Below are 20,063 nucleotides of genomic sequence, written 5' to 3'. Positions count from 1 at the left end.
GGCCTTCATCTCCGCGACAGCGGGCCCTCGGGCCCGCCGTGCGGCCGTATTGCTCAGCTCCCGCTCGTCGCCGGTGCCTCCGTGCGCGGCAACAGGCGCCCACCCAGCATGGTGATGCGTCGCGCGGCCAGGCGCTCACGCGCCTCGGGCTGGATGTCCTGCGGCGTCCACTTCAGGTCGTGGTCGAACTCCACGTGCACCGACTCGACGCCCTCCTGGCCGGTGAGCCGCTGCTCGATTTCCCGCATGAAGTACGCCGCCATCATGCACATGGGAGACGTGATGTGCAGTCGCACCGTCACCTTCCCATCCTTGTGCTCCACGCTCTGGATGAGCCCCATCTCTCCAATCCCCAGCGGCACGCCCGTCGCCAGGCTGCACGGGTCTGGAATCGACTGGATGCGCTCTCGCAGCGCCGCTTCCGTCGTCACGGCCGCGCCTCCTGCTTGTAGCTGTAGGGCCTGATGTCGCCCTTGGCGCGCTTGCGCGAGAACTCGTCGTTCTCGATGCGCTTCTTCACCGCCTCCACGTCCACTCCGGCGTAGCGCGCGTAGTTGTCGCAGAGAATCATCCGCTTCACCTCCGGCGTCACCTGCATGCCCGCCATCTGCACCAGCTCCTCGGGCAGCTGGAAGTCGTGCCAGAACTTGTGCAGCGCCGGCTGCGGGTGGCTGAACACCGTGCCCGAGCCCCACATGATTTTCGCCGGGCCCGCCCACTTGAGCAGCGCCGCCAGCGACTCCGCGAACCAGCGCTCCCGTTTCACCAGCAACGCCCCCGTCACCTCCAGGTTGACGTACACGTTGGGGAACAGCGACAGCTGCATGCCCGTCTCGTCCAGGAACGCCATGCCGCCGTGGACGATTTCGAAGTTCAGGTCCGGGAACGCATCCGCCGCGCCGCCGATGTCGTCGACCTTGTACGGCTCTAGCGGCACCGCCCCCATCGGCAGGCCCTTGTGCACCGCGATGTTCTTGATGCCCAGCTTGCGCGCCCGCTCGAACAATGGGAACGCGATGCTCGGGTCATCCATCCGCCAGCCGGTGTGCTTGAATGAGTCCCCCAGCCACGCCGCCGGATAGAGCTTCAGGCCCGTGGGCTTGAGCTCCTCCACCTGGCGCTCCAGGTCCTCCAGCGCCGCCGTGCCCCGCAGAGGGTCCACGCCCGCGTAGACGAGGAAGCGGTCCGGGAACCGCCGCTTGATATCCACCGTCTTCTCGTACGAGCACAGCCCATCCGTGTAGAGCGTCTGCAGCGGCAGCACATGGTGCACCGCCAGGTCGATGTCGCTCTCCACGAAGAGGATGTGCGCCAGCTCGTCCACGGACCAGTCCTTCATGAACTGGTCGGCCTGCGGGACGCGGTGCGTGTCGTTGGACAGCCCGCTGTGCAGTCCGAAGATGAGCTGTGCCAGGGACTCGGCGTACTTCCCCGCGCGCCAGTTGGATGGGTGCAGGTTGTACGCATGCGTAACCGCATCGATGACGAAGCCGCCGCCAATCACCAGGAACTCCCTTCGGGTGCGCGCCGGGAAATCCGGCACGGTGAAGTCTCACTCATTCGTGGCAGGCACGGCGACGTCAGGTGCCGACCGCCAGCACTTCTCCGACGATTTGTTGAATCATCTGCGCATCGAAGGGCTTCTCGATGCGTGGATTCGGAATGCGCTCCAGGAACTGGCGCGCGCGGGTGGTGTACGAGCCACCGGTGATGAAGATGAAGCGCAGGCTCAGCCCAGGCTCCCGCTCCCTCACCCGCTCGTACACGTCCATGCCGGTGATGCCCGGCATCATCAAGTCACAGAAGATGGCATCGAACGGGCCGCCGGAGGACAGCTTCGACAGCGCCTCCTCGCCACTGGCCACCACCGTCACCTGGTGCCGCTTGCCGATGATGCGCGCCAGCGAACGGCCCACCGCGGGCTCGTCGTCAATCACCAGCAGCCGACCGCTGCGCTCCGACGACGGCGCGGGCAACGCGGGCGCCTCGCGCGGCGTCGCGTCCGCGGGCGCGGGCGGCAGCTGCACCGTGAAGGTGGTGCCCCGGCCCGGCTCGCTGCGCACGGTGATTTCCCCGCCCAGCCCCCGGATGATGCCGTGGCAGATGGACAGCCCCAGCCCCGTGCCCGAGCCCACCGCCTTCGTCGTGAAGAACGGGTCGAAGATGCGCGCGAGCACGCTGGGCGGCATGCCGGAGCCGGTGTCGCTCACGTCCACCGCCACGCCGCCCTGCACGCCGGGACGCACCCAGATGGTCACCTGATGGTTCGCCGGGTCTCCCTCCGGAATGGCTTGCGCCGCGTTCACGACCAGGTTGAGGAACACCTGCCCCAGCCGGGACGCGTCCGCGTGCACGGGCGGCACGTCCTCGTAGCGCTTGACGACCTGCGCACGGGGCCGCAGCTCGCTGGAGGCCAGCTTGAGGGAGAACTCGAGCGACTCGCGCACGTCGAGCAGCTCCCGGCGCTCCTCCTCCTGGCGGGAGATGTACTTCAAGTCCCGGACGATGTTGCGCACGCGGGTGGCGCCCTCGAGCGCCTCCTTGAGCAGCTCCCCGGTGTCCTTCAGCGAGCCGGACCAGTTGGGCGCGAGCGCGCCATCCGGCAGCAGTCGTCCCAGCTCCCCGCCCAGCCGCTGCATGGACTCCATGGCCGATTCCAGATTCGCCATGACGTAGGTGAGCGGGTTGTTGATTTCGTGGCCCACGCCCGCCGCGAGCGTGCCGGCGAGCACCATCCGGTCCGACTGGAGGAGCTGGGCCTGCATGCGCTTGCGCTCGGTGACGTCGCGCGCCATGACGACCACCGCGCCCACGCCGTCGAAGTCGACGGGCAGGCCCGCGCTCTCCGCATCGAACCAGGTGCCGTCGCGGCGCATGTACCGAATCTCGCGCAGCGGGGCCAGCTCGCCCCGGGCCACCACGGAGTGCACGCGCTGGCGCACCACGTCCAGGTCGTCCGGGTGGACGATGGTCCAGATGGGACGGCCGAGCAGCTCGCTGGCGTGGTCGTACCCCAGCGCGCGCAGCAGCGTCGGGTTGACGTAGACGAAGCGCTGGTCCCGGTGGACGAAGATGACCTCGGGCGCCGTCTCGATGAGCTTGCGGAAGCTCTGCTCGGAGCGGTGCAGCGCTTCCTCCGTGCGCTTGCGCTCGGTGACGTCCTCGAAGGCGAACAGCCGGTAGCGCGACTCGTCACCGCTGGCGCCCATGGGCGTGGAGAGCCGGCGCAGCGTCCGCCCGTTGGAGAGCACCGCTTCGTCCCCGTGCAGCGGCGGCGGTGCGTCCGTCTCCGTGGTGGTCGGATTAAGGCGCAGGAAGGACGCCGCCTCGCCCGCGCGCAGGCAGTGGCCCAGCACGTCCTCGTGCGAGACCTGGCCCTTGCGCATGGCGGGCTCGAGCGACTCGATGCCCCAGAGCTGGCAGAAGCGGCGGTTGGCGTAGAGGACGGTGCCGGAGCGCACCTCCACCACGTACAGGCCCAGGGGCAGGCTGTCGCTCATCGCCCACGGCGGTACCGGTCCATTCGAGTCGGCGACGGGGCTCCGGTTCTTGTCGAGCGCGGGAGGTGACTCCAGCCTCCGCACGGTGCAGTACAGCGGCCCACCCGCCGCGGAGCATGCCGCGCTCCACACGAGCCAGGCCCACGTCCCGTCACGACACCGCCACCGACAGGAGAAGCGCATGGTGCCCGTCGTGCGCGCCAGCGACTCCAGCCGCGCATCCACCGCGGCGACATCCTCCGGGTGGAGGAAGCCCCGGTAGCCCTCCAGCCGCAGCTCCGTGGGAGACCAACCCACCGTCACGGTCCAGGCTGGATTGGCTTCCAGAATCCTGCCCTGGGAACCCAGCACCACGAACAGCTCGGTGGAGAGCTCGAAGAAGCGGTGAGCCCACTGCTCCATCAACATTGCGTTCCTTCAACGCCCAGGGGCGCGAGACGCCACGGCCCTGGGGGGAGGGAACCGCACGTCGCTTGGTGCATGACGGGGAGAAACGAGTCTTCGAGGACATAGACACCATTTCAGGAAAAAATGCATGTCCGTAATTCTTGGGGGCAGGCGCGCGAGTGTGTGCCCGGGTGCAGGGCAACCACGGGGGCGAGCGTCGACGAGGCCAGCCAATTCCTGTCGCATTCCGAGGAACCGTGTCGAGGTGGGTTGGAATCCACCGCGATGGGTGCTCGCACGGAAGTCGGCCGCACTCCACGTCTGTCTTCCTGGACGGCGGCTCGAATCCACTGCGTAGGAAACGTTGAAGCTTGGGCAGACGCCAGGGGTTCCAGGTGTGCTTGTGCCGGGGCCTGCTCCCATGCTCGGCAGGCTTCTCGCGAGGGGGCGTTCAGTCGTTATGGGTCACTGTCCACCCTGGAGCAGGGGGACTCGCTGCCAGTGCTCCTCGATGCGGCGTTTGTTCTCGCTCGACAGGGGGAGTTGTGGGTGGAGGGAGGACCAGGTGTCGAGTGTGGCACTGACGGCGGCCTTCACGACGCGAAGGACCTCGTCGGAGGTCAGCTCCAGCTTCCGTGCGAGCCGCTCGAAGCTGGCGAGGGTGACGTCCTCGAAGCGCTTGGACTTCGCGAGGTTCAGGGCCAGCAACTCGTTGGGCATGTACTGAATCGTGGAGACGAGGTCGTACGCGGGCGAGAGCGTGGCTTTGACGCCGTCCGGGTAGAGCAGGGACCAGTTCTTGTGGTGGGCGTCGCCGTTGCCGATGGCGGTGATGAAGACGAGTCGGCGCAGGAACTCATGAAGCGAGTCCAGGCCCGCCACCTTGAGGACGATGTTGGCGACGGTCTCGTAGTTGAACTTCTTGTACTTCTCATCCGAGTAGAGGCCGAGCACCTGGGCCATGTCTTCCATGTGGATGCGGTGGCCAGGCTCGGGACGGTCGAAACGGCGGATGGCGTAGGCCAGGTCCTCGCGGAGGGGAATCCCTTCGGGGAGTCCCTCGACGTCGCTGACCTTCACGAGCTTCATCTCCGGCACGGTGATGCCGGCTGCCTGGGCCCAGGTCATCATGGAGAACTCGTTCTCCGGAACGCGGTCGTAGCGGTTGTCCGGGAGCTTGAGAATCCAGTCGCCCCCTTGTCCGTTCGTGGGGAGCGTCATCCCCCGGTCCTTGCGCAGCATGGAGAACTTGAGCTGCACGCCCGCGAGCGAGAAGCGGAGGGGCTCCTGTTCGGTCGAGGCGTTCGTGGGAGGCGGCTCTTCGATGGGAGGAGGTGTGTCCCAGCGGAGGGTGGTCGCGGGCCGGACGATGAGCGCGCCTGGGAGGTCTTCTCCGAGTCGGGCGATGAGGAAGAACTCGCGTTGTCTGGCGACCTGCTCCCGCTCGGCGATGAGCTCGCGGAGGGGGCCTTCGGGGAGGAGGTTGGAGAAAAAATGCGGCAGCCGCATCCGGCTGGTGTACCGACGGGAGAGGTCGTCCTCGAAGGACTGCCCCAGCACGGGCCGCGGCGTGCGCTGGCGGTACTCCTCCGAGAGGACGAACTCGATGCGCTCGTCGGCGAGCAGCGTCAGTGTTCCGACGTGGATGGCGCCCAGGTGGACGTCGAGGATGCCGGAGGTGAGGGGGGCAGTGGGCTCCATGTCAGTCGTCCTCATCGGAGATGACGAGTGACTGGATGGAGGGGCGGTCGGATTCGTCCCAGCGTGTCTTGGCTCGGATGAACGTGTGGAGATGAGTCGCGATGGATCGGGCTCGGAGTTCGAGGAATGCCTCGTCTCGTCCCTGTTGCAACGCGGAGCGTGCTTCCGGCGTGATGAGGTGGCTCTGGAGTATTCGGGGTTCGAGTTCTTCATTCGAACGAAGAACATCCAGAATGGGTGATTGAGGCAATTGTGGATGGAAAAGCTGATTGACGATGCTCTTGCGCCAGGACTCCTCCCGCTCATTGTCTGAGGCTGTTTCATGAGGTGGGAGAATGGGGGTTAGAGCATTCTCTCCTTGCTCGTTCAGGAGTAGTTCGGCGTCCAAAATGCTTCCCGTAAGGAGGTGTCTAGGATGGAACTCTAGTAGAGAGAAGGCGACCCAGGAATCTATGATGGACCACAAGAATCCGACGAATTCACCCCTCTGAGTTTGCTCATGAATGGCCTTTAGGAGGTTATTGGTTATTGAGGCACGTGAACCGGGGATCGAGCTGAGAAGGTGCTGAATTGAGCTGTCTTCATTGGTGTCAACGGCTTTCGCGAGTTCTTGTCCAGGCCGGGTGGGATCCAGCCAGAACGATCGAGTGATGAGGTCTCGCCAGAACCATCTCGAAAGCAGTTCTCGCGAGCGTGGTGAAGGGGTGGGATGAAGATAGAAGAAGCGGGCTAGCAGGAGGATCGGATTCTCCATGCTCGGAAGGAAGATGCTGTGGGGAATGCCCGCGTCGCGCTTGAGGAAGATGATGGCATCGCGCAATGCCTTGTCTGTCCCAATCAGGCTCGAAGTAAGGTTGTCATCTTCACGCAGTTGCGTCTGAAAGTCCTGGGTGAAGTCGAGTCCCTGCACTGCGAGGACTGCTTTGACCAGGAGAACTTCGTCGAACGTGCCGAATCCCATGTCTTCCAAGTCGCGAGACATTGACTGCAGGTCGAGCTGTCGTGACCCTGACGTGCTGCCATATAGTGCGTTGAACACCTCCTCCTGGGTCAGAGGCTTTCCCGAGGTGTTCAAGCGCTTGAAGATAATACGAAGGGTCTGTTCCTCATCCGCGTCGACGATGTAGGCGGGGAGCTGGAACTCTCGAAGGGCCTTGCCGAACCGGATGGCTGCCTTCGTGTGCTCAGGGTGTTGGGCTCGTCCCGGATAGCGGTTCAGCCAATCCAGCAGGTGCTCGCTGTCCAGCGTGACATTCAGCGGAAGCCAATGCGCTTGAATCGACTGCTCTTCCATGGGGTGGATGAGCTCCGCCGTCTCCAGGTCGAAGAAGATGGAGAAGTCGTCGAGCCCACCCTCGGCCCCGGTTCCCTTGCGGAGCAACACACTCGTCAGAGAAGAGATGCGCTGCTGCCCATCCACGACCCACAGGGCCTGAGAGGATGAAGGCGCGTCGATATGCGCAGGACCATAGTGAAGACTTGCCGCCGGCGCCTCGCGCTTCCAGAACAACAGGGTGCCGATGGGGTAGCCCCGGTACACGCTGTCGAACAGGGCGCGGATGTCCTCCGAGGTCCACTTCAGGGGGCGCTGGAAGGCAGGGATGCGCACCTCGCCGCGTTGGACCTTGTCCATCAGGTCCTCGATGCTGAAGGCTGTCGCTTGGGGGCGCCGCGTCAGGGTGGGTGGCATGGATCTCCCAATGACGGCCTCTAACACGGCGTCGGACAGGTCTTCCGTTGTCTGCGCAATGCGAGTCAGTCATTCAAGGTCGGGTACACTTCCCTACCTTTAATGCCGTCGTAACTGTAAAGTTGAACCACTTCCTGGAAAATAATGCCCGCTTGTACGCTGAGTGAGGCACCGGGCTTGACGTCGTTGCGAATGATCTTCAACATGCCCGGCACGTTTCCTCCCAAAGAGTGAGACGCAGCGGCGGTAATCGCCTCCCCCAAAAGCGATATCGCCGTATGAAGTCCCAGTTGAGCCCCGCGCGCCGCGTTCCCCCTCTCGGCGCGCGGTGGCCCCTGGGATTCCCCACCAAGTCCTGAAGAACCCTTCGGTCCTCACCAGGCAGGCATCCGGCGCTCGCACCTCGCGTGGAGAGCATCTCGCTTGCGAGGCCCCGAGGCCGGGCGGAGAGTGGGCGCCTCTTCCGGAGGTCCTCTTGGCCGTCTCCACGTTCATCCTATCGTCATCCCTCGCGCTCCAACTCGTCTCGGGTGCCGCGCCGGCCGCCACGAAGCCCGCGCCCGCGAAGTCCGCGCCCTCGGCGAAGGCCTACGCGCCGCCCCTGGCTGTCGCGGAGAAGCTGGTGGGGCCCGCGCTGACGGAGGGCCATTCGTATGCGCGGCTCGCGGAGCTGACGGATGGGATTGGACCGCGCCTGTCGGGCTCGGAGGGCGCCGCCGCGGCGGTGCAGTGGGCGCTGCGGAGCTTCAAGGCGGACGGGGTGAAGGCGTGGACGGAGCCCGTGAAGGTGCCGCGCTGGGTGCGTGGCGAGGAGCGCGGCGAGGTGCTCGCGTCCGAGCGCACGCGCGGCCATCCGCTGTTCCTGCTCGCGCTGGGTGGCAGTCCTCCCACGGCGCCGGAGGGGCTCACGGCGGAGGTGGTGGAGGTGACGTCGCTGGAGGGGCTCACCGCGCTGGGTGACTCGGTGAAGGGGAAGATTGTCTTCTTCAACCACACCATGACAGTGGCCGCGGACTACGGGCGCTTCGCCGGACTGCGCGGCCGAGGCCCCGCGCTGGCGGCGAAGGCGGGCGCGGTGGGAGCGCTGGTGCGCTCGCTGGCGACGGCGTCCCTGCGCACGCCGCACACCGGCTCCACGCGCTTCGACGACGAGGGCCCGCGCATCCCCGCGGCGTCCGTCGCGACGGAGGACGCGGACCTCTTGCACCGTCAGCTCGCGCTGGGGCCGGTGAAGGTGAAGCTGGTGCTGGGGTGCTCGGAGCTGCCGGACGCGGACTCGCACAACGTCGTCGCGGAGATTCGGGGCCGGGAGAAGCCGCAGGAAATCGTGCTCATCAGCGCGCACCTGGACTCGTGGGACGTGGGCACGGGCGCGCATGACGACGGCGCGGGCGTGGTCATGGTGATGGAGGCCGCGCGGCTCATCGCGAAGCTTCCGCAGGCGCCTCGGCGCACGGTGCGCGTGGTGCTCTACATGAATGAGGAGAACGGGCTGCGCGGTGGCCGTGCGTACGCGGAGACGCATGCGGCGGAGCTGTCCCGGCACGTGGCGGCCATGGAGATGGACGCGGGCGGTGGACGTCCGGTGTCCGTGAGCTTGCGCTCGGGCGCGGGTGGGCAGGAGCTCATCAAGCCCTGGCTGCCGCCGCTGGTGGCGCTGGGCGCGGCCAACTTCTCCGCGCGCGAGGCGGGGGGCGCGGACATCAGCCCGTTGGTGCCGGCGCGGGTTCCGTTCTTCGGCGTGGAGGTGGACTCCAGCCGCTACTTCGACGTGCACCACACCCACGCGGACACGCTGGACAAGGTGGACCCGCAGGACCTGGCGCGCAGCACCGCCGCCACCGCGTGGGTGACGTACGCCTTCGCCGAGTCCCCGGACACGCTCGTCCGTCCGGAGGCGCCCACCTCGCCGCAGCCCGGCTCAGCGCCCGTGGCGACTCCCCCGAAGGCCAGCGCGGGGCACTGAGCAGGGGCCCCGCAGTTGATTGCAGGGCGGCTCCCCCGAAGGCCAGCTCGGGGCACTGAGCTGGGACCCGGCGGTCAGCTGCGGGTGGAAGCACTCAATTTTGTCGATATCAGGCGGTTTGCTGTCAATCTGCTGTCAGCATGCTGTCAAACCCGCCAATATCGACAAAATTGAATGAGGCCTGAGCGACCCCATTTCAGGGAAGAGTTCTGGGAGAATCCGCCCGCCTTTCCGCAAGGCGTGGAGCTGGTGCGCCAGGAGGCGTTGGTCGTTCCGCGAACGGGGCCGGGTGGCGAGTCCACCTATGACCTCGCGGAGGTCCGGCTGCCGGAGGCCCGGGTGCCCGTGCTGTTGAGCTACCGGGCACCCCTGTTCCCCGTGGATGTGCTGGCGCAGAAAGAGCGGCTGGGTGAGCTGCGTGAGCAGCTCCGGCGAAGAGAGTCGGAGGGCCGTGGGCTGCCCGCCTTCCGCTTGCCGATGCTCGTCACGGACTCGGCGTCTCCCCGTGTGCTGGATGCTTGCGCGGAGGCGGAGGTCGCGCTGGTCGACTCGCGAGGAACCTTCTTCCTGCGCACCGGGAGCACGTTCGTCCGGGTTCAAGGGCGAGGGGTCTCGAGTCGCGCTCCCCGGGAGCCAGTGTTCCACGGCAAGGGAAGCCGCATCGTGCGCGTCCTGCTCCAGTCGCCGGAGGAGACGTGGACGGTGCGCGCGCTCTCGGAGCGGACGCAGACGAGCTACTCCTACGCCCACGGCGTCATCAAGAAGCTCATCCAGTCCGGATATGTAGAGGGCGGTCGAGGTGTCGGCTTCAGGCTGAGAGAGCCGGCGGGATTGCTGAAGGAGTGGAAGAACAGCGGTCGGCCGACGGCTATCTCGAAGGAGGGGTTCAACGCGCCGTCCACGACGCCGGACCGACTCCATGATGGGTACTTCCAGCTGGTGTCCCAGGGCATCCGCGCCGTCTTCACGCTGGCCAGCGCCCTGGCGCCCGACGAGCGGTTCGTCTCGGGAGTGCCGCATGGGCTCTATCTCTCCGGCGCACTGGACGCCGCCATCAGTGCCTTCGGCCTGCGCAGGATGACGCCGCACAACTTCTGGATTCATCGCGCGGACCCCGCCGCGGAGACGGAAGAAGGGGGCATCTACTTCGCCCAGCGGCTCTGGCGGCACGGCCCTGGCGTTGCATTGCCCCAACTGACGGTGGACTTCCATCACAGTGGTGGAAGGGGACCCGAGCAGGCGGAGGAGCTCCTCAAGCGCTATGCACGAGCGCTGCCTGTCTCGTGAGGAGGGACCGTGACGGACGAAGAGCGCTTCGATGAAATCCTGGCGGAGTTGAGAGAGTTCCTGATTGACCTGGGCGACCTCTCCTTCAGCGTGATGCTCATCGGGGGACAGGTGCTCGCGCTGGAGTCTCGTCGGCAAGGTGGCACTGGAGTCATCTTCGTCGAGACGGACACCGGCACCGTGGTCGAGCGCGGTTTCTCCTTCGAGCCAGACCTGCTGTTCGACATCAATGGAACGGAGTTCATGGCGGAGCGGCTTCTGGAGGTCCTCCGAGAGAGAGATTTCAAGCGGGAGGCCCGAGATTTCCGCTGGTCGAAGACCCTGCCGAGCGGACAAACCATGGACCTGGACCTCTTCGCTCCTGAAGGCAGCGAGGTCTCCGAGCGCCTCACGCGGATGACGCCGCTGCCAGACTCACGCATCGCGCTTCGTCGGAGTCAGCGCGTATCGCTCAAGGTGAGCGGCAAGTCCTTGTCGATTCTGCTGCCCGACGCCGCTGGCTTCCTCACGATGAAGGAGCGCGCCAAGCGCGAGCATCGCCCCGAGCTGTCCAAGGACTGCTTCGACATGTTCGTGTACGTCAAGCTGGTGGGGACCCAGGTCGTCCGTGCCTCGCTCCAAGCCGCAGGCGCCGATGGACAGGCCCTCGAGTCCAGGCTGCGGCTCCTCTTCTGGGACAAGGACTCGAAGGGCGTCCAGGACGTCCTGACGTATGTCTCCAGCCATGACGCGGATGAGCGAGCCCTGCTCGCCCAGGCCGTGGTCGACCTGTTCCAGGACATCTTTGGCAGGTAGGCCCCCGTGTCCTCACGCTGGAGCGGCACGACGAGCACCTGCCTCCTCGCCACCCGGCTCATGGCGTTGACGCCCCCGCGACTCCATGGTTGCGTGACGCTCCTCCGGCACGGCCCGCCGGGGAAGTGGTGAGCGCCTCGTGACTGTAAATGCTGGAGACTCGCGGCCTCGCCGCGATACCCCCGCCTCGGAATTGATGAGCTGGCTCACTTCGGAAGCGAAGCTGCTGGCCACGCCCGCTCCGCTGCTCGAAGGACTCTGCGAACGCCTGTCCTCCATGGGCGTGCCCCTGGCCCGGGTGTCCATCGTCCACTTCACGCTGCACCCGCTTCTCCACGGGAGGAGCTTCCGCTGGCGCCCCGGTCAGCGCGGCACCACGGAGGTCCACCCCCACGGCCTCCAGCACCTGCCTCCCTTCTCGCGCAGCCCCTTCAAGGCCCTGCAAGAAGGCCTGTCCATCATCGACCGCCGCCTGGAGTCGCCGCTCGCTGACGACGACTACCCCATGTTCGCCGAGCTGCGCGCGGAGGGCCTCACCGAGTACCTCGCCCTGCCCGTGTGCTTCAGCGACGGCCAGCGCCACGCCGTCTCCTGGGCCACCTCCGCCCCTGGCGGCTTCACCGACGCGCACCGCGCCATGCTCCAGGACCTGCACCCGCTGCTCGAGCTGGTGCTGGAAATCATGGCGCGCAGGGACATGACCGGAGTGCTGCTCGACACGTACCTGGGCCGCGACACCGGCCGGCGCATCCTCCAGGGACAGATTCGCCGAGGCGACGGTGAGACGACCTCCGCCGTCATCTGTCTGAGCGACTTGCGCAGCTTCACCGCCCTGTCGGACGCGCTGCCTCGCGACGCGCTGCTGGAGCTGCTCAACGCCTACTTCGAGACCATGGTCACCGCCTTCCACGCGAATGGCGCGGAGGTGCTCAAGTTCATGGGCGACGCGGTGCTTGCCATCTATCGCATCGACGCGAGCGCTCCTGTCGAAGCCCGGTGCCAGGCCGCCGCGCGCACCATCCACGAGGCCGTGGCCGCCTGCGCCCGCGACAACACCCGCCGTCTCCGCGAGGGCCTGACGCCCTACGAGTTCGGCGCGTCGCTCCACGTGGGCGACGTGATGTACGGGAACATCGGCGCCTCGGACCGGCTCGACTTCACCGTCATCGGTCCGGCGGTGAACCTGGCCAGCCGCATCGCCGGCCTGTGCGCGGGCCTCAACGTGCCCGTGCTGCTCTCCGAGTCCTTCGTCTCCCACTACCGTGGCGGCGTGAAGGACCTGGGCCACCACCCCGTCAAGGGCGTGTCCCAGCCCGTGCACATCTACACGCTCGAAGCCCAGTCCACCGCGCGCACCTTCGCGTGAGCCTGAGTCACTACTCCGAGGGCGCGGGCTTGCGTCCGCGCTGCAGCGGCTGCTCCGGCAGGCGCAGCGTCACCAGGAACGCGAGCAGCGCGACGAAGAGGGCGCAGTGGTACACCGCCGACACCGCGCGCGTGAAGGACTCCTTCAGCGCCCGGCTCGTCCGGTCCACGGCCTCCAGCGCGCTCCGCTCCTGTGCATCCACGCGCGCCACCGCGTCGTCGGACGCCTTCACCCGCTGCCGCTCGGCCTCCAGCTCTCCGCGCACGCGCTGCTTCACCTCCTCCGCCTGGAAGACGGTGCGCGCGGAGCCGCCTTCACCTCCCGCTCCGGGCGTGGCGGACGCCAGCTCGGCGCGCAGGTGCGGAGGGAGTCCCTCGGTGGCCTGGGCCACGCGCGTCCCCATCTCATGGGACAGCGTCGTCGCGAACACCGCCCCCATCAGCGCCACCCCGAGCGTCATCCCGAGCTGCCGGAAGAACGTCGCCGCCGACGTGGCCACGCCAATCTGCTGCGGTGACACCGCGTTCTGGATGGCCAGCGTGTAGAGCGGAATGGAGGGCCCCAGGCCCACGCCGACGAGGACCATCTTCACGGTGACTTCCGCCTGCGTGGAGTCCGGCGTCAACGTGAAGCCCATCACCGAGAAGCCCACCATCAGCAGCACGAGCGAGCCGAGCATCAGCACCTTGTAGTGGCCCAGCCGTGAGACGAGCTGACCGCTGAGCACGTTGCCCGCCACCACACCCAGCGTCAGCGGCGTCAGCGTCAGCCCCGAGTGCGTCGCCGACAGCCCCACCACGTTCACCATGAACAGCGGCAGGAACACGACGCCCGACAGGAACACCGCGCCGATGATGAACACCGCCACGTTGCCCAGGGCGAAGGTCTTCTGCCGGAACAGCTTCAGGTCCAGGAGGGGCTCGTGCGCGCGTCGCTCCTCGCGGATGAAGAGCGCCGTGCCCACCGCCGCCAGCGCGAACATCCCCAGCACCTGCCAGGAACTCCACGCCCAGCCGCCCCCGTGCGCCACCTGCTCCGCGCCGCGTCCCAGGCTGAGCGCCAGCAGCAGCGGCACCACCGCCAGCGCCAGCAGCACCGCGCCCACCAGGTCGAGCTTCCCCCGAGGAATGCCTTCAGGCCGCAGCCGGGGCATGCGCAGCAGCACCAGCGAGAGCGCCACCGCGCCCACGGGCAGGTTGATGAAGAACACCCAGTGCCAGCCGAGCCTGTCGGTGATGAAGCCGCCGGCGAGCGGGCCCACCACGCTCGACAGGCCGAACACCGCGCCGAACAGGCCCTGGTACTTGCCGCGCTCGCGAGGCGGGAAGAGGTCCGCGACGACCGACAGTGCGCCGGTGAACAGCGCCGCGCTGCCCAGCCCCTGCACCGCGCGGAACAAGATGAGCGACACCGTGGAGCGCGACACGCCGCACAGGAAGCTGCCGAGCAGGAAGACGATGATGCCCGCGGCCAGCACCGCGCGGCGGCCGAGCAGGTCCGACAGCTTCCCCCACACGGGCACCATCATCGTCGACGCGACGAGGTACGCCGTGGTGAGCCACGGGTAGAGCGCGGGGGAGATTCCCAGGTCCGCCTGGATGGACGGGCCCGCCGTGGCGACAATCGTCTGGTCCAGCGCCGCGAGCAGCAGCCCGAGCAGCGCGCCCAGCATCGTGAAGACCTTCTGTGCGCGGGTGAACGCGGGGAACGCGGCGGGCGCTGCCTCGAATGACGTGGGCGCGGCGGACGGAGCCATGTTCGCGAGAAGGACCTTCGGCGCGGATGCCTTCGCGCGAAGGTGGGCCCTGCCCGGTGGATGCGCCAGCGCCCCCGCACGACAGGTTGCTCGGCGGACATCCGACGCGCCGCCACGGGAGTCCGCCACGTCGCGCACGCGTGTCGCGCGGGCATGCGGCGGGCCCTGCCCGCTCCCCAGGGTGCGAAGACAGACACTCTGGACGACGCGGGGTAGATGCTTGTCACGTGACAAGCATTTGTCCGGGGGAGCAGGCCTTGGGAATAGCCTCCGGTCCCCTTCATCCCGGGCCGGGGGTTCGTGCGCTTCGGCGCACGACAAGGAGTTGCAACGATGCGTCTGTCCGCTGTCCTGTCCCTCTCCGCGCTGATGGTGTTCCTGTGTGGCTGCCCCGACGACCCGGACCCCACCCCCGACTCGGGGACTCCCGATGCCGGTGCTCCCGACTCGGGGCCTCCCGACGCCGGTGCGCCTGATGCGGGCGAGCCCGATGCCGGTGCTCCCGATGCGGGCGAGCCGGACGCGGGGACGCCCGATGCGGGCAACGAACTCTCCGAGGTGCCCCTGTGGCGGGTGGACCATGACGCCACCTATGCGGCGGGTTGCTTCGGCCGCACCCTCGCGCTCGGAGACCTGGATGGCGACGGCCAGAAGGACCTCGTCGTCGGCGCCCCGCCCTGCATGGGCCAGACGCGTGAGCCCGGCCGCGTGTACCTCTTCCCCGGACAGGCCCCGTACTTCGCGAAGCAGGGGCCCTCGTGGACCATGGACTGGCGCAACAGCAACTCGCGCACCACCGGCAATGGCATGACGGTCTCCGTGGGCAACATCGACGGGGACGCCTACGCGGACCTGCTCATCTCCGGTCTGTATGGCGCGCTCGTCTTCAAGGGGCGCCCCGTCCTGTCGGAGCTGCTCTCCGAGGTCGCCTTCCAGGTGCCCGGCGGTGGCTTGTACGGCAACACGCTGCTGCTGGATGTCACCGGCGACGGCCTGGATGACCTGGTCAGCTCGAAGGGAGGCATCGTGTCCGTCTATCGCGCGCAAGCAGGGCAGGTGCCCTTCGTCCTGGTGTCCCGGACGGCCTCTCTCTTCGGCACGTCGCTGCGTCGCGCGGGAGACATCAACGGCGACGGCGTGCAGGACGTGGTGACCTACAGCGCGGAGACGTTCCGCCTCTACCTGGGTTGCAAGCAGGACAGCGCGCTTGCGTGTGACGGCGCGCTGACGGCAGAGCCCGTGTGGTCCCTGCAGGCCTGGGCCATGGGCTTGTTCCCCGACCTCAACGGAGACGGACAGCCCGAGCGCTTCACGGGGCTCGGCGGTGGCACCTGGCAGCTCTACCTGTCGGACGCGCAGTCGACGGGCGGTTATGGGCCGATGCCCACGTGGCAGTTGGTGGAGGACCCGCTGTTCTCGCTGCTCGGCTCACCGGTGCCGGTGGGGGACCTGGACGGAGACGGACAGGCGCACGACTTCATCGCGAGCTCGATGGGCCGGCTGTACTTCTTCTCGCCCGGCGCGGCCATCTCCTCGGACTTGAAGCCCTCCTTCGCGTGGCCTCGCGCGGACGCGCTGCCCTCTCCCTTCGAGGGCTTCATGAGCCACGCGGTGCTGGCGCCCGGAGACCTGGACGGCAATGGCTTCCCTGACCTCGTGGTGGGCATCGCGCCGCCGACGGGGCTCGTGGACGGGCCCGCGGGCCGCGTCGTCATCCTCGGGGGCGGGCACGTCCCCGCGCCGCCCGCGCCGCGTCCGCACCTGCCGGAGCCGAAGAGCTGCGGACTGGTGATGGACCCGGTGAATGGCAAGCCGGACCTCACCGTGGACGGAGACGTGCTCGCGCGCTCGCTGTACGTGGAGCGGAAGACCTTCAAGGCGGATGCCTGCGAGGTGCTGGAGGGCTGCGTGCCGGCCGCGGGGCAGCGCCGCCTGCTGCGCTTCAGCACCTCCATCCTCAACCTGGGCAACGCCGTGGCGGACGTGCCCACGTCCGAGGAGCGGCCAGACCTCTATGTCTTCGACGAGTGCCACGGGCACGAGCACCTGACGGACTTCGCCGGCTATGCGCTGCGCGACGCCGAAGGCAAGGACGTCGTCACCGGCCGCAAGCAGGGCTTCTACCTGGTGGACTACCACCGGCAATGCTCGGACGCCGCGCCGATTACCTTCGGCGAGCGCATGAGCATCTCCGCCGGCTGGTCGGACATCTACGTCGCGGACATCCCCTGCCAGTGGATTGACATCACCGACCTCACCGACGGCACGTACACCCTGCGCGTCGGCGTGGACGAGAAGGACATCATCGAAGAGGCGAACGCGATTCCCAACGAAGTGAAGCTGGATGTCCGCATCGACGGAGACACCGTGACGGTGGTGCGCTGACCCCGTCCGCCGAGGCAGCAGGGGCGGGCGCGCGGAGTCCCTGCGCGCCCGACCCGTGACACGAGGTGTTTTCCCCGCGGTACCCCACAAGAGGAGTCGCTCATGCGTGTGCCCTCGAGGTCGCTGGTCGTCGTGTGCCTGCTGTCCGCGCTGGTTGGCTGCAAGGACGAGGAGCCACCTCCCGCGCCGAAGCCCACGCTCTCTGAGACGCCGCTGTGGCAGGTGAAGGCGGACCCGAGCTTCCCCGAAGAGTGCTTCGGCAGCTCCGTGGCGCTCGCGGACTTCAATGGCGACGGGCGCAAGGACCTGATGGTGGCCTCGCAGGCCTGTCAGCGACTGCTCGTCAGCACTCGCAGCCCGGGGCGCCTGTCCATCTTCGTGGGCCAGGAGCAGTACTTCTCCACCCAGGCCGTGTCCGCGGCGCTGACCTGGCAGAACACGCACCCGAACGCCTCCGCACAACAGCTCCGCGTGGTGGCGGGTGAAGTGAATGGAGACACCTACGCGGACCTGCTCGTGCATGGCCGCTACGGTGTCTCCGTCTTCCTGGGGCAGGCGGACCTGGCGGCGATGCTGGCCACGCCGGCCTTCCGAGTGCCGGGCAATGGCACCTTCGTGGGGGGCGTGCTGGTGGACCTGAATGGCGACGGGCTCGACGACCTCGTCGCCAATCACAGCGGCTCGCAGCGCTTCTACCTGTCCACGCCGGGAGGAGGAGAGGGCGGCCCGTTCACCCTCGCGCGCACGCGCACGGGGTACTTCTCCGCCTCGTTCGCGGGAGACCTGAACAAGGACGGAGCGGAGGACCTCTCGCTGTCGATGGGCGATGGCAACCTGGGCTACTTCCTGGGCTGCAAGCCTGGGAGCACCTTCGCATGCGAGGGCCCCATCTCCGCGGAGCCGTGGCGAGTGGAGACGCTCATCGGACGCAGCGGCCTCCACCCGGACCTGAACGGTGACGGACATCCGGAGACCTTCGCGGTCTCGGAAGCGGGCCCGTTCCAGTTCCACTTCTCCCAGCCGGATGGCACCTTCAACCCCACGCCCGCCTGGTCCACCCAGGGCGACCCCGCGTTCCCCTACGTCAGCAGCTTCGGCGCCACGTCCTCCGTGGGGGACATGGATGGGGACGGCGTGCGAAACGACTTCGTGCTGAGCGCCTCGGGACGGCTGTACCTCTTCTCTCCGAAGGACGGCATCTCCCAGGCGATGCGGCCCGTCTGGGCCTGGCCGCGCGCGGACTCGGTCCCCAACGGCTATGGGACCTACCGGCGCTACTCCATCGCGGTGCCCGGAGACCTGAACGGCGACGGCTTCGATGACCTGGTGGTGGCCACCACGGAGTACGGGGATGTCCTCGACGTGCCCATGGGAGAGGTGTCCATCCATGCCGGAGGTCAGGTGCCCGCGACGCCCGAGACGCCGCCGCACCTGCCGTCGCCCCAGGCCTGTGGCCTCCAGGTGGACGAAGTGAACGGCAAGCCGGACCTCACCGTGGACCAGGACGTGCTGGAGCGCACGGTGCACGTGGTGTGGAGGAACTTCGGGGCGGAGGACTGCGAGGTGAAGGAGCAGTGCGTGCTCGCGCCGGGGCGCCGCAAGCTCCTGCGCTTCAGCACCTCCATCCAGAACCTGGGCAACAAGGCCGCCATCCTCCCGCCCATCGAGGAGAACCCGGACCTGTATGTCTTCGACGAGTGCCACGGCCATGACCACCTCACCCACTTCGCCTCGTACGAGCTGCGCGACTCGAGAGGCAACGCGGTGATGACGGGGCGCAAGCAGGGCTACTACCTGGTGGACATCCAGAGCTACTGCTCGGACGCGGCGCCCTGGAACTTCTACGAGCCCATGGGTATCTCCCCGGGCTGGTCGGACATCTACACGCTCGACACGCCGTGCCAGTGGGTGGACATCACCGACGTGGCGGACGGCACCTACACGTTCCAGGTCAGCGTGGACACTCGCGACATCGTCGAGGAGGGAACGGTCCACCCCAACACCGTGGGATTCCCGGTGCGCTTGGAGGGAGACACCGTCACGGTGCTGCCGTAATCCTGCGGGGCCATGAGCCCCGAGCGCCCGCTGTACCTGGACCACAACGCCACCACCCCCATGGACCCGGAGGTGGTGGACGCCATGCTGCCGTACCTCCGCGAGCACTTCGGCAACCCGTCCAGCGGCCACCCCTACGGCCGCCGCGCGCACCAGGCGCTGGAGGCGGCCCGCGCCCAGGTCGCCGCGCTCATCGGCGCGAAGCCCTCCGAAATCCTCTTCACCTCCGGCGGCACGGAGGCCAACAACCTGGCCATCCGCGGCACCGCCGAGGCCCGCGCGGAGCGGCGCCACCTGCTCACCTCCGCGATTGAGCACCCCGCCACGAAGCTGCCCTGCGACGCGCTGGAGTGGCGCGGCTGGCGCGTGACGTGGCTGCCCGTGGACGCCGAGGGCCGCGTGCGCGTGGAGGACGCCGAGCGCGCGCTCGCCGCGGAGGGCGCTGAAACCGCACTCGTGTCACTGATGCACTCGAATAACGAGACGGGCGTGGTGCAGCCGGTGGCGGATATCGCGGCGCTTGCCCACCGTCACGGCGCCACGGTGCACACGGACGCGGCGCAGTCGGTGGGCAAGGTGCCGGTGGAGGTGAAGGCGCTCGGCGTGGACCTGCTCACCCTGGTGGGCCACAAGCTGCGGGCCCCCAAGGGCGTGGGCGCGCTGTATGTGCGCGAGGGCACGCCGCTGCGCGCGGTGACGTTGGGCGGAGGCCAGGAGCGCGGGCTGCGGCCGGGGACGGAGAACGTGCCCTACGCGGTGGGGCTGGGCGTCGCGTGTGAGCTGGCGGGCCGGCGGCTCGCGCGGGGTGGGAGCCAGGCGCTGGTGGCCCTGCGGGAGCGACTGTGGGCTCGGCTCTCCGAGGCGGTGCCGGGGGTGGCCTTGAGCGGGCAGGGGGCCCAGCGGCTGCCCAACACGCTCAATGTCCGCTTCCCGGGCGTCCGGGGCGGCGCGGTGCTGGCGGCGACGCCGGAGGTGGCCGCGTCCACGGGGGCCGCCTGTCACGACGGGGGCGAGTCCGCCTCCCTGGTGCTGCGGGCCATGGGAATCCCGGAAGCGGACGCCCTGGGGGCGGTGCGCCTGTCCCTGGGGCCGGACACCACCCAGGAAGAAGTGGACCGGGCGGTGGTTGTGCTGGCGCGCGGGTGGCGGCAGGTGGCGGGCTGAAAACTCCGTGC

The 20,063-nt window shown here is 68.0% G+C and carries 14 protein-coding genes; 7 read left to right on the top strand and 7 right to left on the bottom strand.

Going from position 1 to position 20,063, the window contains the following annotated elements:
- Window positions 1-53: 53 nt before the first annotated feature.
- The 6 genes from LZ199_RS25220 to LZ199_RS25195 form a co-directional block, all read right to left on the bottom strand.
- On the bottom strand, window positions 54-431 hold the full coding sequence (locus LZ199_RS25220) for a metal-sulfur cluster assembly factor (RefSeq protein WP_253996296.1): 378 nt from the start codon (window positions 429-431) through the stop codon (window positions 54-56).
- Window positions 428-1,543 carry an amidohydrolase family protein gene (locus LZ199_RS25215; RefSeq protein WP_253996295.1) on the bottom strand — a complete coding sequence of 372 codons (1,116 nt, stop codon included), beginning with the start codon at window positions 1,541-1,543 and terminating at the stop codon, window positions 428-430. Before LZ199_RS25215 ends, LZ199_RS25220 begins: the two co-directional genes overlap by 4 nt.
- Window positions 1,544-1,580: 37 nt before the next feature.
- Window positions 1,581-3,902, bottom strand: coding sequence for a PAS domain S-box protein (locus LZ199_RS25210; protein WP_253996294.1), 2,322 nt, complete (start codon window positions 3,900-3,902; stop codon window positions 1,581-1,583).
- A 450-nt stretch (window positions 3,903-4,352) separates the two neighbouring features.
- Window positions 4,353-5,588, bottom strand: a complete 1,236-nt coding sequence (locus tag LZ199_RS25205) for a type II toxin-antitoxin system HipA family toxin (protein WP_253996293.1) — start codon at window positions 5,586-5,588, stop codon at window positions 4,353-4,355.
- Between the two features lies 1 nt (window position 5,589).
- Entirely contained in the window at window positions 5,590-7,278 is a 1,689-nt protein-coding gene (locus LZ199_RS25200; RefSeq protein WP_253996292.1) for a DUF262 domain-containing protein, read from the bottom strand.
- Window positions 7,279-7,343: 65 nt separating this feature from the next.
- Window positions 7,344-7,484, bottom strand: coding sequence for a hypothetical protein (locus LZ199_RS25195; RefSeq protein WP_253996291.1), 141 nt, complete (start codon window positions 7,482-7,484; stop codon window positions 7,344-7,346).
- Between the two features lie 269 nt (window positions 7,485-7,753).
- Here LZ199_RS25195 and LZ199_RS25190 point away from each other — a divergent pair, with 269 nt between their 5' ends.
- The 4 genes from LZ199_RS25190 (at window position 7,754) to LZ199_RS25175 (ending at window position 12,692) form a co-directional block, all read left to right on the top strand.
- Window positions 7,754-9,244 carry a M20/M25/M40 family metallo-hydrolase gene (locus LZ199_RS25190; protein ID WP_253996290.1) on the top strand — a complete coding sequence of 497 codons (1,491 nt, stop codon included), beginning with the start codon at window positions 7,754-7,756 and terminating at the stop codon, window positions 9,242-9,244.
- Between the two features lie 174 nt (window positions 9,245-9,418).
- A complete protein-coding gene (locus tag LZ199_RS25185; RefSeq protein WP_253996289.1) occupies window positions 9,419-10,531 on the top strand; it encodes a hypothetical protein in 1,113 nt (370 codons plus the stop codon).
- 9 nt (window positions 10,532-10,540) lie between these two features.
- On the top strand, window positions 10,541-11,326 hold the full coding sequence (locus tag LZ199_RS25180; protein ID WP_253996288.1) for a hypothetical protein: 786 nt from the start codon (window positions 10,541-10,543) through the stop codon (window positions 11,324-11,326).
- Window positions 11,327-11,522: 196 nt separating this feature from the next.
- Complete coding sequence (locus tag LZ199_RS25175; RefSeq protein ID WP_253996287.1) at window positions 11,523-12,692, top strand: adenylate/guanylate cyclase domain-containing protein; 1,170 nt, start codon at window positions 11,523-11,525, stop codon at window positions 12,690-12,692.
- A gap of 10 nt (window positions 12,693-12,702) precedes the next feature.
- Here the strand turns inward: LZ199_RS25175 and LZ199_RS25170 are convergent, their stop codons facing one another.
- Window positions 12,703-14,448: an MDR family MFS transporter gene (locus LZ199_RS25170; protein ID WP_253996286.1), complete on the bottom strand. Its 1,746-nt coding sequence runs from the start codon at window positions 14,446-14,448 to the stop codon at window positions 12,703-12,705.
- Between the two features lie 333 nt (window positions 14,449-14,781).
- Between LZ199_RS25170 and LZ199_RS25165 the strand changes: the two genes are divergently transcribed.
- The 3 genes from LZ199_RS25165 to LZ199_RS25155 all read left to right on the top strand — a co-directional run bounded on the left by LZ199_RS25165 (window position 14,782) and on the right by LZ199_RS25155 (window position 20,052).
- Window positions 14,782-16,833, top strand: coding sequence for a lysyl oxidase family protein (locus LZ199_RS25165; protein ID WP_267145162.1), 2,052 nt, complete (start codon window positions 14,782-14,784; stop codon window positions 16,831-16,833).
- Between the two features lie 102 nt (window positions 16,834-16,935).
- Window positions 16,936-18,888 (top strand): FG-GAP-like repeat-containing protein, encoded by a 1,953-nt coding sequence (locus LZ199_RS25160; RefSeq protein ID WP_253996285.1) that lies wholly within the window; start codon window positions 16,936-16,938, stop codon window positions 18,886-18,888.
- 12 nt (window positions 18,889-18,900) lie between these two features.
- Complete coding sequence (locus LZ199_RS25155; protein ID WP_253996284.1) at window positions 18,901-20,052, top strand: cysteine desulfurase family protein; 1,152 nt, start codon at window positions 18,901-18,903, stop codon at window positions 20,050-20,052.
- The last annotated feature ends 11 nt before the right edge of the window (window positions 20,053-20,063 follow it).

The organism is Myxococcus qinghaiensis (genome assembly GCF_024198215.1).
Lineage (GTDB): Bacteria > Myxococcota > Myxococcia > Myxococcales > Myxococcaceae > Myxococcus > Myxococcus qinghaiensis.
Note: the sequence above shows the minus strand (reverse complement) of the source record. Positions and strands in the feature narration are given on the sequence as shown.